At 66.5% G+C, this 14579-nt stretch carries 11 protein-coding genes; 1 reads left to right on the top strand and 10 read right to left on the bottom strand.

Going from position 1 to position 14579, the window contains the following annotated elements:
- Positions 1 to 33: 33 nt before the first annotated feature.
- The 9 genes from ACILR9_RS08775 to ACILR9_RS08735 all read right to left on the bottom strand — a co-directional run bounded on the left by ACILR9_RS08775 (position 34) and on the right by ACILR9_RS08735 (position 12167).
- Positions 34 to 1176 (bottom strand): FUSC family protein, encoded by a 1143-nt coding sequence (locus tag ACILR9_RS08775; RefSeq protein WP_395709529.1) that lies wholly within the window; start codon positions 1174 to 1176, stop codon positions 34 to 36.
- Positions 1173 to 2318 carry an HlyD family secretion protein gene (locus ACILR9_RS08770; protein WP_395709528.1) on the bottom strand — a complete coding sequence of 382 codons (1146 nt, stop codon included), beginning with the start codon at positions 2316 to 2318 and terminating at the stop codon, positions 1173 to 1175. The genes ACILR9_RS08775 and ACILR9_RS08770 overlap by 4 nt, the downstream gene beginning before the upstream one ends.
- A 283-nt stretch (positions 2319 to 2601) precedes the next feature.
- The gene (locus tag ACILR9_RS08765) at positions 2602 to 4773 is read right to left on the bottom strand and encodes an ATP-binding protein (RefSeq protein WP_395709527.1); all 2172 of its coding nucleotides are present in this window, start codon (positions 4771 to 4773) and stop codon (positions 2602 to 2604) included.
- Between the two features lie 8 nt (positions 4774 to 4781).
- A complete protein-coding gene (locus ACILR9_RS08760) occupies positions 4782 to 5135 on the bottom strand; it encodes a response regulator (protein WP_395709526.1) in 354 nt (117 codons plus the stop codon).
- 9 nt (positions 5136 to 5144) lie between these two features.
- Positions 5145 to 6275 (bottom strand): NADH:flavin oxidoreductase/NADH oxidase, encoded by a 1131-nt coding sequence (locus ACILR9_RS08755; protein WP_395709525.1) that lies wholly within the window; start codon positions 6273 to 6275, stop codon positions 5145 to 5147.
- Between the two features lie 169 nt (positions 6276 to 6444).
- Positions 6445 to 7299 carry an NAD(+) diphosphatase gene (nudC, locus tag ACILR9_RS08750; protein ID WP_395709524.1) on the bottom strand — a complete coding sequence of 285 codons (855 nt, stop codon included), beginning with the start codon at positions 7297 to 7299 and terminating at the stop codon, positions 6445 to 6447.
- A 270-nt stretch (positions 7300 to 7569) separates the two neighbouring features.
- Positions 7570 to 10533 carry an FAD-binding and (Fe-S)-binding domain-containing protein gene (locus tag ACILR9_RS08745; RefSeq protein ID WP_395709523.1) on the bottom strand — a complete coding sequence of 988 codons (2964 nt, stop codon included), beginning with the start codon at positions 10531 to 10533 and terminating at the stop codon, positions 7570 to 7572.
- Complete coding sequence (locus ACILR9_RS08740) at positions 10491 to 11483, bottom strand: Bug family tripartite tricarboxylate transporter substrate binding protein (RefSeq protein ID WP_395709522.1); 993 nt, start codon at positions 11481 to 11483, stop codon at positions 10491 to 10493. The genes ACILR9_RS08745 and ACILR9_RS08740 overlap by 43 nt, the downstream gene beginning before the upstream one ends.
- Positions 11484 to 11489: 6 nt before the next feature.
- The gene (locus tag ACILR9_RS08735; protein ID WP_395709521.1) at positions 11490 to 12167 is read right to left on the bottom strand and encodes a GntR family transcriptional regulator; all 678 of its coding nucleotides are present in this window, start codon (positions 12165 to 12167) and stop codon (positions 11490 to 11492) included.
- Between the two features lie 63 nt (positions 12168 to 12230).
- Here ACILR9_RS08735 and ACILR9_RS08730 point away from each other — a divergent pair, with 63 nt between their 5' ends.
- On the top strand, positions 12231 to 13427 hold the full coding sequence (locus tag ACILR9_RS08730; RefSeq protein ID WP_395709520.1) for a pyridoxal-phosphate-dependent aminotransferase family protein: 1197 nt from the start codon (positions 12231 to 12233) through the stop codon (positions 13425 to 13427).
- Positions 13428 to 13450: 23 nt separating this feature from the next.
- On the opposite strand, the gene ACILR9_RS08725 is transcribed toward ACILR9_RS08730, so the two are convergent.
- Positions 13451 to 14539: a mandelate racemase/muconate lactonizing enzyme family protein gene (locus tag ACILR9_RS08725; RefSeq protein ID WP_395709519.1), complete on the bottom strand. Its 1089-nt coding sequence runs from the start codon at positions 14537 to 14539 to the stop codon at positions 13451 to 13453.
- Positions 14540 to 14579: the final 40 nt, after the last annotated feature.

The following is a 14579-nucleotide window of genomic DNA, read 5'->3' as shown; positions in this document are numbered from 1 at the left end:
GCGGCAGCCCAGCGCGTAGTGCAGGGCTTTCAGTCACGAAGGTCCGGAGATTGCCTCGCGATCCTCGTCGTCGCTCGGCCACAGCAGCAGCGATACCAGCAGCAGGATGCCGAGCCCGCCGGCGATGCCGGCAAATCGATCGATGCCGGGCATGATACTGGTCGGCGGCGTTGGCCCCTGGATCAGGGTGATGACGTACACGAAGGCCGACTGGGTGCCGAGATAGCCGACGCCATGCCTGCCGCCCTGCAGATAAGCGCCCACCCAGACCCCTGCAGCAACAAGCACGAGCCACCACATGAACGACGTCAGGTCGAGACCGAGAACGGCCAGCGCGAGCACGCCGCCGATCAGGCAGCCGATGAAGCGATGCAGCGAACGCTCGGCGACGGCGTGGCGGGTGCCCAGGCCGCCATAGGTGATGACCGGTGCCGACATGACGACGGCGATCGAGATCGTCATCTCGGCGACCTGGGGCAGATCGAGGAGGATCCAGACGATCAGGACGATAACGACCGAAATCCCCGCGCGCGCGCCGTGCAGCAAGGCCGGCCACTGGGCACCCAGCAGATGGCGCCATCCCGGCATGGCCGGCGGACGGTCGGCGTGCCAGTCCTGGAAGAGATTGGCCATCAGGATCGCGGCCGCAACACCGATCGCCACGTCGAATACCCGGTAATATGCCGTCTCGACGATGAGCAGCGGATTGTTGAGGCCGCTCAGCAGCACCATGATCGAGGTGATGGCGAGGAACAGCCAGGCAAGCCCGTGCGGGCTCACCTGCATTGCCATCACGCCCAGCATGGTCATGCCGCCCAGGAACAGGCATAGCGCGACATGGTCATACGGCAGCCAGCGCCCCAGGATGTAGCCGACGAGCGCACCAGCGATCGTGCCGACGAGGCGCAAAAGGCCGCGCCGCACCGACCCGGCGCCGGTCGACATCATCGACATGAAGGCGCTGATTGCCGCCCACCACGGCGATTCCATTTCCAGGTAGAGGGCGACGACGGTTGCCAGCACGACGGCACTGGCGACCACGACACCCTGCCGGTTCAGGGCCGGATCCTGTCCGAGGTCAGCGAGCTCCAACCGCAGATTCTGGAGAGCCCTGGAAATCATGCGACCGCCTTCGGCAAAATCCTCCGCGACCGTGCGGGTGAAGTCGCGGATCATGGGAAGATCACGGTGCGCGCGTCGGCTCCCATGTAGAGCTTGCCCTGGGGCGGCGGTCCCTCGAGCACGATGGTGACGGGAATGCGCCGTTGCAGGCGGATCCAGTCCGTGGTCGGCGCGACGTAGGGCAGCAGCATCGGAGCGTTCGGATCGCGACTGAAGCCGCGGGCAATGCCGGCGACCTTGGCACGATGAAGCTGCCACGGCGCGCTGTCGAGCCACACCCAGGCGGTCGACCCGATGGCGAGCTGGCGCACGTAGTACTGCTTGTAGTTGGCCATGATGCGCCAGGCATCGGAATCGACGATGCCGATCATCGGGATGTTGATCGTCGCCGTATCGCCCGGGCGGGTCGTGAGGTTGGTGATCGAGCCGTTGACCGGCGCCACGACGATGGTGCGGCTGAGCTTCCATTGCGCCGTCGCCATCTCCGCCTTGGCCAGGGCGAGCGCTGCCTGATGGGCATTGATGCTGGTGTTCGCCTTGGTGATGCCGACCTGGGAGATCGTCATCTCGGCAGCCGAACGTCGCAAGGCGTCGTTGGCGCGATCGAGCTCGGCGCGCGGCGCGTTGTTCTCCGCCGCCAGCACGGCGTAGCGGGCCTGCTCCTGGACCGCGTAGGTGTGCGCCGAGGTAGCCGCCTCGAGCGCCGCTGTTGACGACGCAAGTTCCTCCTGCGCCACCTTGACCAAGGCGGCGTTCTCGTCGATTTGCGCCTGGCGCTGATTGACCTCGAGCTGGAACGGCGTCGGATCGATGGTCACCAGCTTGTCGCCGACCTTGACCTCCTGGTTGTCGACAATGTGGACGGCAATGATGCGTCCGGTGATTTCCGGCGCAACCGCGACGAGGTCCGACCGGACATAGGCATCGTCGGTATAGGCCACGAAGTAGGTCAGGACCTCCCACAGGACGAGCAGCACTACCAATGTACCGCCGACGGTGACCAGCCGGCGCAGCCGGCTGGCCCTTCGCGTGGGCTTGGACGCTTCCGCCGTCGGCGCTGGCTGAGCGGCTGGCGACGATGGTGGCGGCGTGGCGACAGGTTCGGCCGCCCGGGCCGGCGGCTCGGGCAGTGCCGGTACCTCCGCAGGCTTCGGCGCTGCCTCGGCCTTGGCCTGCGCGCCCGCAAGGCGGGTCACCGTGGCAAGCGGCTGAACGGCATCTCCTTGAGGCTCGCGCCGCTGTGGTGCGGTCGGGGGCGCGGTATCACTCATCGCTCTGCAAGATACCCTGATTCGAGGGCTCATTCACTCATCGACGCCGCCGTCTCGTCCTTGTCATTCGCCGGGAGCGCGCCACTCCGGCCACGCTCTTCTCGGCGATCACGCAGCCCATGAGCCCCACGGGAGTGGCGTGCCCAGCAATGAGTCCCTCACCCGGCGAAGCAGACGCCTCCCAGGGAAACCGGGCGGACGTCAAAGGTCACAGGCCCAGGCTCTTCACCTTCGCAGCCAGGGCGTCGATCGAGAACGGCTTGCCGATGAAGTTCACGCCGGCATCAAGCACGCCGTGGTGGACGATCGCATTGGCCGTGTATCCCGTGGTGTACAGCACCTTCAGGGTCGGTCTCAGCTCGCACGCTGCGGCCGCAAGCTGACGGCCATTCATGTCGCCTGGAAGCCCGACATCAGTGAACAGCAGCGCGATGTCATCGTGCGCCCGCAGGACTGCAAGGGCTTCCCTTCCATCCCCTGCCAGGTGGACGGTACAGCCGATCTCCCGGCATGCCGAGCCAGCGAACTCCCGGACCACCGGATCGTCCTCGACGACAAGGACGACCGGTCCATCACCCAGCGAACGTACCGCTGGGGCAGGCCTTTCCTTGGCGTCCACCGGTGCCGCTCCAGAGCGTGGAAGGTAGATCTTGACGACCGTGCCGTGGCCCACCTCGCTATACAGCTTGAGATGGCCGCCGACTTGCTTGACGTAGCCGAACGTCATGCTGAGCCCAAGCCCGGTGCCTTGTCCTCGTTGCTTGGTCGTGAAAAACGGGTCGAACGCCTTGGCCATGAGTTCCTGGTCCATGCCCTCACCCGTGTCCGACACCGCGATCAGAACGTACTGGCCGGCCTTGACCTCGACATTCGCAGCCGCGTACGCGTCATCGAGATGCGCATTCGCCGTCTCGATGGTGAGCGTTCCGCCCTCGGGCATTGCGTCGCGGCCATTGATGGCGAGATTGAGAATCGCGCTTTCGAGCTGCACGATGTCGGATTGGCAACGCCACAAGCCTCCAGCCAGCACCGTCTCGATCTTGATCTGCTCGCCCAGGGTTCGCCGCAGCAGCTCCGACATTCCCGAGACAAGCTTGTTGGCGTCCACCGCTTCGACCTGCAGCGGCTGCTGGCGCGAGAAGGCCAGCAATCTCTGGGTCAGATTCGCCGCCCTCGAAACGCCCGTCTTGGCGAGATCGAGGAAGCGCAGGAAATCGTCCGACGGAGAGGTGACGCGGCGGCCCATCATCTCGAGCGACCCGCCGATGCCGGTCAGAAGGTTGTTGAAGTCGTGGGCGATGCCGGCGGTGAGCTGGCCGATGGAGTTGAGCTTCTGCGACTGGCGCAGGCTGTGCTCGGCCACCTCGCGCCGCGCCTGCTCCTCGCTCAGCCGCGCCAGCGTGTCAGTCTGTTGCATCGCCCGACGGGACGCGATGACTGCCAGCCCGAACAGCGCCAGGGTCGCAGGCAGTCCAAAGATGAGATGCGAGGCCATGCGGCTCATCCAGGCATCGCGGATGGCAGCCGTCGCATAGCCGTGTACGACATAGACCGCCAGATCGGGCAGACGGCGGTACATGAACACGCGGCTCTGGCCATCGAATCCCGAACGATCGGTGGCGTAGCGGCCGACGTCTGGCTGGTCAGCGACCGCCTTCATGAAGCCGGTATCCGGACCCAGCCGGCTCGGCCCCGTACCGGCGGGATAGCGCACCAGAATCTCGCCGTCCGCTCGCACGATCGCCGCCGTGAAGTTCGGCGAGTCCGAGGCCTGGGCGAACTGGTCATGGAAATAATTCGGCGACACCGAGACCGCGATCACCCCGTCGAAGGCGCCATCGGGAGCCAGGCGCCGCTCGCTGTACTGGAAGAACGGGACGTTCTTCACCGGTCCCTGGAGCGCTTCGCTGACGTGACGCTGAACGCGGTTGTCGCGATGCGCGATGAAGTAGTTGCGCGCGGCAAAGCTGCGGTCCGCCGGCGCCGGATAGAGCTTGGCGACGACGAGCGGCCGGCCCTCGCGATCGAGGACCCAGACATCCTCGATCTGGGGCAAGCTCTCGACCAGGCGCTTCAGGCGGTCGTGGATCTGCCGTTCGTTGGCCCGAATGGCCTCGGTGCTCTGATCCTCCAGCAGCTCCGCGACGTTCGCGGCGACCAGGTAGTCCGTCTCGAACGAGGTGCGCACGTTGACGTACAGCAGGTCGAGCGTGCGGGCGATGCGCTCGTCGGCCTGTTTGTGGGCGTCGTCGTAGGCGAGCCAGCTTGCCCCCGCGAAAATCAGCAGGGGCACCACCAGGGTGGCCACCGCCAGGACCATCACGGTCTCTGCCGCCGAGCCGCGCAATTGCCAGGTACGCGCGCGAAGCAGGCGCCGCATGGCCGCCGTCAGCTACCCTTGACCAGCGCCGCCACGCGCTTGGCCAGCTCGACCGCGCTGAAAGGCTTGGCGACGATGTGGACGCGTGGATTTGCCACCGGTCCGCCCGGCTCGGCACCCGAGCAGCGGATGATCGACACCGCCGGCCGCCGCTCTAGCGCCGCCTCGATAACGCGCTCACCCGACATGTCGGGCAAGCCGATGTCGACGATCACGACCGACAGCGGCTCGTTGCCATTGATGATGTCGATCGCCTTCTGACCGGACGGCGCCTCGATGCACGCGATGTTCAACCCGTCCAGCGCGTCGACGACCACGGCGCGGATCAGGAATTCGTCCTCGACCAACAGCACGCTCGGCATGCGACGTTCCTAATCGGCGGCTTTTGCCAGGATGGGTTGGGGCTTGAACGGCAGGATCGTTGTCGCCCGTACGGCAGGCAGTGGCAAGGGCGGCGTCTCCGCACCGAGGGCCCGGGCAGCGTTCCATGCCCAGCGCGGATCGAGCAGGAAAGCGCGGGCATGGGCAGTGCAATCGGCCTCGCCCGATGCGATGATGCGTTCGGCCTGCTCGGGCTCGGTGATGATCCCGACCGCCCAGGTCTTGATTCCGACCTCCTTGCGGATGCGCGCCGCGAACGGAACATGGTAGCCGGGCGCCACCGGGATCTTCTGGGCCGGCGAGTTGCCGCCCGAGCTGACGTCGACGAAATCGCAGCCCAGCGCCTTCAGCTGGCGCGCGGTTTCAACCGTATCGTCGATCGTCATGCCGCCGTCGACCCAGTCGGTCGCCGACAGGCGGATGCCGAGCGCCTTCTCGCGCGGCCAGATCCTGCGACAGGCGTCGAACACTTCGAGCGGGAAGCGCCGACGTTTCTCCATCGAGCCACCGTACTCGTCGGTCCGGTGGTTGGTGAGCGGCGACAGGAACTGGTGCAGGCAGTAGCCGTGCGCACCGTGCAGCTCGATCACGTCGAAGCCCAGCCGGACACTGCGCTCGACGGCCGAGACGAAGGCCTGCTTGACGCGCTTCAAGCCGACCGCGTCGAGCGCGACCGGCGTATGCCATTTCGCGTCGTACGGCACGGCCGACGCAGAAAACGTCGTCCAGGGCAGGTCCGGCGCGTCGGAGCGGGTGAGCGGTCCGCCGCCCTTCCAGGGGCGCTGCGCCGACGCCTTGCGGCCGGCATGGGCAAGCTGGACTGCAAGCTTTACATCCGGCATCCAGGCCCGCACCCAGTCGACGACCGGCTTCAAGGCCGCTTCATTGTCGTCACTGTAGAGGCCGAGACAGCCTTGGGTGATGCGACCCTCGCGCTCGACATGGGTCGCCTCGAGGCACAACAGTCCGGCGCCCGACATCGCCATCATCCCGTAGTTCACGTGGTGCCAAGGCTGGGCGCTGCCATCGACCGCCGCGTACTGACACATGGGCGACACGACGATGCGATTGGGCAAAGTGATTCCGCCGATCTCGACAGGCGTGAACAGATGGACGGTCATGGAACTCCTGAAGGGACTGGTTGGCGATTCGATCAGCTCGTCGCGGGCGCTCCACTGCCGGCGGAGCAAACTCCGCCTGAAGTGGCGCGTCTTCTGCTTGATCGACAAAGATCGCGCCACTGGAGGGGCTCGCCCCCGCCAAGAGCTTTCGCGACATTGCAGTCGGCATTCACCCGCTGATCGACGGGCCGGCCTCGTGGCCCAGCCATTCCTCGATCAGGCGGCGAGCGATCGAATCGCGGCGTGGCATGAAGAAGGAGCCGTCCTTCGGCAGGTTCTCGGGCCGCAGCTCCTCGCGGCTGAGCCACATCGCGCTTGCCAGCTCGTCCTCGTTGACGGTGAAGTCGAGCGACTCGGCCTCGGCATGGAAGCCGATCATCACCGAGGCGGGGAATGGCCAGGGCTGCGAGGAGCGATAGGTGACGTTCTTCACCCGTACCCTCACCTCCTCGTAGACCTCGCGCGCCACCGCATCCTCGAAACTCTCGCCAGGCTCGACGAAGCCCGCCAGGGTCGAATGCATGCCGCGAGGAAACTGCTTGCCGCGTCCCAGCAGGCACTTGTCGCCGTGATGGACCAGCATGATGACCGCCGGGTCGGTGCGCGGGAAATGCTCGGTCTTGCAATTGTCGTTGGTGCACAGCCGGACATGGCCGCCGCGCGCGACCTTGGTGGTGGCACCGCACACGCCGCAGTAGCGATGGCGGCGGTGCCAGTAGGTCATGCCGCGGGCATAGGCAAGGATCGAGCCTTCGCGCGCGAACAGGAGCGCACCGACCTGGCGCAGGTCGACGAACTCGCCGAGCTCCTGCAGCGGCACCTCCTTGCCGGTGACATCGACAGCGAAATAGGGCGTGCCATCGACATAGCCCAGGAAGATGTGGGTGTCGGCGGCATTGGCGATAGCGCGGCCCATCATGCCCTGAAGGAACACCGCCTCGGGATTGCCGCCGCTTTTCACCAGGTTGCGTTCGGTGTCGATCGGCACGAAGCGCGCCGCACCGGACGAAGCGAGTTCGATCATGCGCTCTTCATCCTCGCGCTCGTGGCTGGCGCGATCGATTTCAGCGCTGGAGTAAGGGTTTCTCGGTCTCTGTTGCATGCGCGGGGACGGTGCCACACGGGCGGCGCGGCTGCAATTGCCAGTCTTTGGGCAGCAATGTTGGCGCCTCAATTTGCCGAGCGTCATCCCGAGCGCAACGAAGCGTGATCGAGTAGGGCATTCGCACATTGCAAAAAATGCCGTCATCCCGAGCATCATTTCGGCGCATTGTGCTCAGACTACAACCAGAAGTTACTTTAGCGCCTCGGCCAGGACCTCGGCGACATGTACCGCCTGTCGGTTGCTGCCGTCGGCGATCTGATGGCGGCACGATGTGCCGTCGGCCACGATCAGGGCGTCGTCGCCGGCCTTGCGGACCGCCGGCAGCAGCGACAGCTCGGCCATGGCGACCGACGTCTCGAAATGCTCGGCCTCGTAGCCGAAGCTGCCGGCCATCCCGCAGCAGCTCGACTCGACGACGCTGACTGCCAATTCGGGCACCAGGGCAAGCGCCTCCTGCACGGCGCCCATGGCGCCGAACGCCTTCTGGTGACAATGCCCATGCAGCAGGGAGGTCTTGAAAGGCAATGCCTTGAGCTCGAGCGCCAGGCGGCCCGCCTTCTTCTCGCGCACCAAAAACTCCTCGAACAGGAAGGCATTGTCGGCAACTGCCCTCGCCTCGTCGCCGAGACCGAATGCCAGGAACTCGTCGCGCAGGGTGAACAGGCACGACGGCTCGAGGCCGATGATCGGCACGCCGCGGGCGACAAACGGGTTCAGGGCATTGAGCAGGCGCCGCGCCTCGGCCTTCGCCTTCTCGACCTGGCCGGTCGCGAGATAGGTGCGGCCACAGCACAGTGCCGGCGCCCCGAGGGTCGGCCAGGCGACGGCGACGCGATGTCCAGCCGCAGTCAGCACACGGCGCGCGGCATGCAGGATGTGCGGCTCGAAATTGTTGGAGAAGGTGTCGGCGAAGATCACCACCGTGGCGTCGCGCTGGTCGACGCCGGTCGTGGCCAGAAAGGTGTCGCCGCGCCATTTCGGCAGCCTGCGCTGCCTGGCGAAGCCGATCCAGGATCGCCCGAGGCCGGCGAGATTGAACAGCCACGGCAGTCGCCGCGCCCACGGCGCGATCTCCGGAAGGGCGCCGATCATCCGGTCGCGCAGGCGGAGCCCCTTGCTCATGCGACGCGCCGATCGCACCTCGATCTTCATGCGCGCCATGTCGACGCCGGTCGGGCAATCGCGCTTGCAGCCCTTGCAACTGACGCAGAGATCCATCGCCCTCGCAACGGCCCCCGAGCGCAGCGCCTCAGGGCCAAGCTGGCCCGAAAGTGCCAGCCGCAGCGTATTGGCGCGACCGCGCGTCAGATGGATCTCGTCGCGCGTGACGCGGAAGGACGGGCACATCGTGCCGGCGTCGAATTTCCGGCAATGACCGTTGTTGTTGCACATCTCGGCGGCCTTGGCGAAGCCGCCGGTGGGATCGCCGCCGCTGCCCGGTTCGCTGAGCTCCTCGGTGACGGGATCGTTCTGGACGTTCCAAGCCGACCAGTCGAGCGCCGGCTGGTAGGTGATGTTGGTGTAGTTCGGCTTGAAGCGGAACAACGAGCGGTCGTCCATGCGCGTCGGCCGCACGATCTTGCCGGGATTGAGGATGCCTTGCGGATCGAACAGATCCTTCACCGTCTCGAAGGCCTTGGTGAGGCGCGGCCCGAACTGCCACGCCACCCACTCCGATCGCACCAGGCCGTCACCGTGCTCGCCCGAGAAGGCGCCCTTGTATTCGCGCACCAGGGCCGAGGCCTCCTCGGCGATGGCGCGCATCTTGATGGCGCCCTCCTCGCGCATGTCGAGGATCGGCCGCACGTGCAAGGTGCCCACGGAAGCGTGGGCGTACCACGTGCCGCGCGTGCCGTGCCTGGCGAACACCTCGGTCAGACGCTGCGTGTAGTCGGCCAGGTGCTCAAGCGGAACGGCACAATCCTCGATGAACGAGACCGGCTTTCCGTCGCCCTTCATCGACATCATGATGTTGAGGCCGGCCTTGCGGACCTCCCACAGCTCGGCCTGCGGGCGCGGCTCCGCCATCTCGACCACGCTGCCCGGCAGGCCGAGATCGCCCATCAGCTCGACCAGGCGCGCGAGGTCGCGCAGCTGCTGCTCGCGCTCCTCGCCGGCGAACTCGACCAGCAGGATCGCTTCCGGCCGGCCGATCAGGGCGCGCTCGATGACCGGCCGGAAGGCGGGATTGGCGCGCGCCAGCTCGATCATGGTGCGATCGACCAGCTCGACCGCGGCAGGCTTGAGCTTGACGATGTGCTGGGCGCTGTCCATCGCCTTATAGAAGCTCGGGAAGTTCACCACACCCAGGGTCTTGTGCCTGGGCAGCGGCGCGAGCTTCAGGGTCAGGCGCTCGGTCACCGCCAGCGTGCCCTCGCTGCCGACCAGCAGGTGCGAGAGGTTCACCGAATTGTCGAGCGTGTAGGGCCGTTCCGACTGCGGGAAGAAGATGTCGAGGTTGTAGCCGCCCACCCGGCGCAGCACCTTGGGATACTGGCGCTCGATCTCGGCGCGCTCGGCGAAGGCCAGCGCCGCCACCCTGTCGGCGATGGTGCGGACCGCCGCCGGCATGTCCTCGGGGCGGGCGGAGCCGAAGCGGGCGCGCTCGCCGGTCGCCAGGATGGCGTCGATCGAGGCGACGTTGTGCACCATGTTGCCGTAGCGGATCGACCGGCTGCCGCATGAATTGTTGCCGGCCATGCCGCCCAGGGTGCATTGCGCCGAGGTCGAGACGTCGACCGGATACCATAGACCGTGCGGCCTGAGCCAGGCATTGAGCTGGTCGAGCACGACGCCCGGCTGCACCGTCACTTCGGCGCGATTCTTGTCGAAGCCGACGACCTCGCGCAGGTACTTCGACACGTCGACCACCAGCGCATTGCCGACCGTCTGGCCGCACTGCGAGGTACCGGCGCCGCGCGGCAGAATGGCCGCACCGGCATCGCGCGCGATGTCGACGACGAGGCTGAGGTCGGACTCGTCGCGCGGCAACACGACTCCCACCGGCTCGACCTGGTAGATCGAGGCGTCGGTCGAATAGCGCCCGCGCGAGGCCTTGTCGAAAAGGACCTCGCCCTTGATCGTGCGGCGCAGGGTTTGTTCGAGCGTTGTCAGTCCAGCTTCACTCCGGCCGCGGTCACGACCTTCTGCCATTTTTCGATCTCGCTGCGGATGCGCTTGGCGAACTCCGCCGGCGTCTCTCCGCCCATCTGGGCCGTCTGATCCTTCCAGATCGTCTGCAGCTTTGGCGTCGCCATCGCCTTGACGACCTCGGCGTACATGCGATCCACGATCGGCTGCGGCGTACCCTTGATCGCCCACAGGCCGTACCATGTCGACACGATCCAGTTCGGCACGCCGATCTCGGCCGAGGTCGGCATGTCGGGAAATTCGGACAGGCGGCCGGGCGTCGCCACGGCGAGGCCGAGCAGCTTGCCGGTGCGGATCTGCGACGCCGACGTGCCCATGCCGTCGAACATCATATCGGCGTTGCCGGCCAGCAGATCCTGCATCGCCGGGCCGGCGCCGCGATAGGGTACGTGGGTGATGTCGGTCTTGGTCTCGAGCTTGAACAGCTCGCCGGCGAGATGATGCGCCGTGCCGGCGCCAGGCGAGGCATAGTTCACCTTGCCGGGATTGGCGCGCACATAGGCCAGGAACTCGGCCGCCGTCTTGACCGGCACGCGCGACGGGTTGATCGAGATCACCTGCGGCACCAGCGCGATCATGGTGATCGGCTCGAAGTTCTTCTCGAGATCGTAGTCGAGCGTCTTGTAGATGCTGGGCGCGATCGTGTGATGCACCGCGCCGACCAGGAACGCCGAGCCGTCGGGTTTCATCTTGGCGGCCTGCGAGGCCCCGACCGTGCCGCCGGCGCCGCCCTTGTTGTCGATGATGATCTGGCAACCGAGCTGCTCGCCGACCTGCGCCGCCAGCGGGCGGGCAAAGACGTCGGTGCCGCCGCCGGCGGGAAACGGATTGATCCAGGTGATGGTGGCCGGCGGCCAGCCTTGCTGGGCGCGCGCCACCATGGGCGCCGCCAGCGAAGCGGCAACACCGAGCCCCAGCGCCCTGCGACGCGAAACGATGACCTTAGACGACATGAAAGCTCACTCCTCCTCGTCCGACCTGTTCATTGTCTCCAGGACGACCTGAAGCTTCGCCTGGAGGTGCCGGACGAGCAGGTCACGTAGCGCGGCGCCATCGCGCGCCGCAAGGGCCGCGAGCATGGAACGATGTTCCGCAACAGCGCGATCCCACTTGTCGCGATTGAGGTTGGAGCGGAAGCGCAGCGCGTGCAGGCGGACGTTGAGCGTATGCTGCATCTGCGTGAGCACCGGGTTTGCAGCAATCGCGCTGATCAGGTCGTGGATGGCGCGGTTGGCCCGGTAGTAGGCCGGCAGATCGGCCCGCGCGTGCGCCGCCTCCATGTCCGATTGCAGGGCGCGAAGGGCGGCAAGGTCGCTTTCGGTGGCGTTGCGGACCGCCAGCTCGCCGGCCATGCCCTCCAGCCCGGCCATGACCTCGAAAGCATGGCGGACATCCTCGCGCGACAGCGCCGCCACCTGGACGCCCCGGTTGGGCAATTGGACCAGCAGCCCGTCCGCCGCCAGCATGCGGAAAGCCTCGCGCAGCGGCGTCCGCGACACGCCAAGCTGCTCGCTGAGCTCGCGCTCGTTCAACCGCGCTCCCGGCGCCAGCACGCCTTCGATGATCAGCGTGCGCAGCCGGTCCGCCGCCGCCTGCGGCAGGCTCGAGCGCGCAATCGAGATGCTTGATCCGTCCATGGCCTCTGGACTCAGTCTGGCATGTTGTATACAAAATGCAAGCTCAAACGAGGGGAACCGACCATGCGCCTGAACTCTCACCCCAGCGGCCGCCACTTCCTGCAGATTCCCGGGCCGACCAATGTTCCCGATCGCATCCTGCGGGCGATGGATTATCCGACCATCGATCACCGCGGACCCGAGTTCAATGCGCTGGCCAAGAAGGTGCTGCGCAGCGTCCGCCAGGTTTTCCAGACCCGGCAGCCGGTCATCGTCTATCCGGCGTCGGGCACCGGTGCCTGGGAAGCGGCGCTGGTCAACACGATGTCCTCCGGCGACTTGGTGCTGATGTGGGAGACTGGCCATTTCGCCTCGCTGTGGAAGCGCATGGCCGACCGTCTCGGCCTCAAGGCCGAGTTCATGGGCGGCGACTGGCGCAAGCCTGCCGACCCGGCGGCGATCGAGGCCCGGCTGCGCAACGACCCTGAGCACACCATCAAGGCGGTGTGCATCGTGCACAACGAGACCTCGACCGGCGTGGTGAGCGATGTCTCCGCGGTGCGCCGCGCCATCGACGCGGCGCGCCACCCTGCCCTGCTGCTGGTCGACACGATCTCGTCGCTGGGCTCGATCGACTACCGGCACGACGCGTGGGGCGTCGACGTAACCGTCGCCGGATCGCAGAAGGGCCTGATGCTGCCGCCCGGCCTCTCCTTCAATGCGGTGAGCGAGAAGGCGGTCGCGGTGTCGAAGAACTCGAAGATGCCCAAGTCGTTCTGGGGCTGGGAGGAGATGCTGTCGGCCAATGCCAACGGCTGGTTTCCCTACACGCCCGCCACCAATCTGCTCTACGGCCTCAACGAAGCCTGCGACATGCTGCTGGAGGAAGGCCTCGACGCCGTGTTCGCCCGCCATGCCCGCCATGCGGAGGCGACGCGCATCGCCGTGACGGGCTGGGATCTCGAGATCCTGTGCAGCGACCCCACGGCCTACTCGGGCTCGCTGACGGCCATCGTGATGCCGGAAGGCCACGATGCCGACGCCTTCCGCAAGGTCGCGCTGGAGAACTTCAACCTGTCGCTGGGGCAGGGCCTCAGCAAGGTCGCCGGCAAGGTCTTCCGCATCGGCCATCTCGGCGACTTCAACGACCTGATGCTGCTCGCCACACTGTCGGGCGTCGAGATGGCGCTGGGCTTGGCAAAGGTTCCACACAAGACAGGCGGCAGCCAAGCGGCCCTCACCTACCTGCGCGATACGGCACCGGGAGCGCGACAGACGTAGGCAACGTTGTCGCGGCGCATGCCCTATAGCGCCAGCGGGGACAGCTTGTCCCAAAGCAACTCGACGCCGTGGCCCGGCCGCTCCGGCGCGATGGCCTTGCTCTCGACGATGCGCATCGGCTCGGCCATGTAGCGGTCCAGCCCGAAGCCGTGCACCTCGAGATACGACCGGTTTGGCACCGCGGCCAGCAGATGCACCGTCAGGTCGTGCACGCCATGGGAGGTGACCGGCAAGTTGAACGCTTCGGCAAGCCGGCACACTTTCATGAACACCGTGACGCCGCCGCAGTTGCTGACGTCGGGCTCCGGATAAGTGACGCCGCCGGCTGCGATCATCTGCTGGAACTCGTAAAGCGTATGCAGGTTCTCGCCGGTGGCTATCGGGACCCCACCCTGCGCCACGATGCGTGCGTGGCCTGCCACATCGTCCGGAATCGTCGGCTCCTCCAGCCAGACCAGGTTGAACTCGGCCAGCGCCCGGGCCGCGCGCACGGCGTGATCGACAGACCAACCCATGTTGGCATCGACCATCAACGGGAAGCCATCGCCCAGCTTCTTGCGCATGGCGCGTACCCGTTCGACGTCGTCACCGAGCTGGGCTCGGCCGACCTTCATCTTGATGGCACGGAAACCCTGGTCGAGAAAATCGTCGCTTTGCGCCAGCAGCTTCTCCAACGGGAACTGCAGGTCGATGCCGCCGGCATAGCAGGGCACCTGCGGGTCGAAGCCGCCCAGCAGACGCCATAGAGGCTTTGCCACCCGGCGCGCCGCCAAGTCCCACAGCGCGATGTCGACGGCCGAGATGGCCAAAGACGCGAGCCCGCCGCGGCCGCCGTAGTGGGTGCCCCACCACATGCGCTGCCACAGGGCCTCGATGCGCTCCGCATCCTGGCCGACCAGCAGCGGCGCGAGGTCATCGCGCACCAGCGAGGCCACAGCCCGTCCGCCATGGCCCACCGTATAGGTGTAGCCCAGACCTTCCACGCCATCGGCGTCGCGCACTCGGACCGTGACCAGGGCGAAATGGTGGATGTCGCCATGTGTACTATCGGACAGCACGACCGGCAGCGGCACGTGGTAACAACCGACATCGAGCGCAGCAATGGTAGCCATGGTGTCCTTCCGCGTAGTCCTTAGCAGATCGCTCAATCAC

The sequence above is a fragment of the Reyranella sp. genome, from assembly GCF_044224635.1.
In the GTDB taxonomy this organism is placed as follows: domain Bacteria; phylum Pseudomonadota; class Alphaproteobacteria; order Reyranellales; family Reyranellaceae; genus Reyranella.
This window is presented reverse-complemented; position numbering and strand designations above follow the sequence as displayed.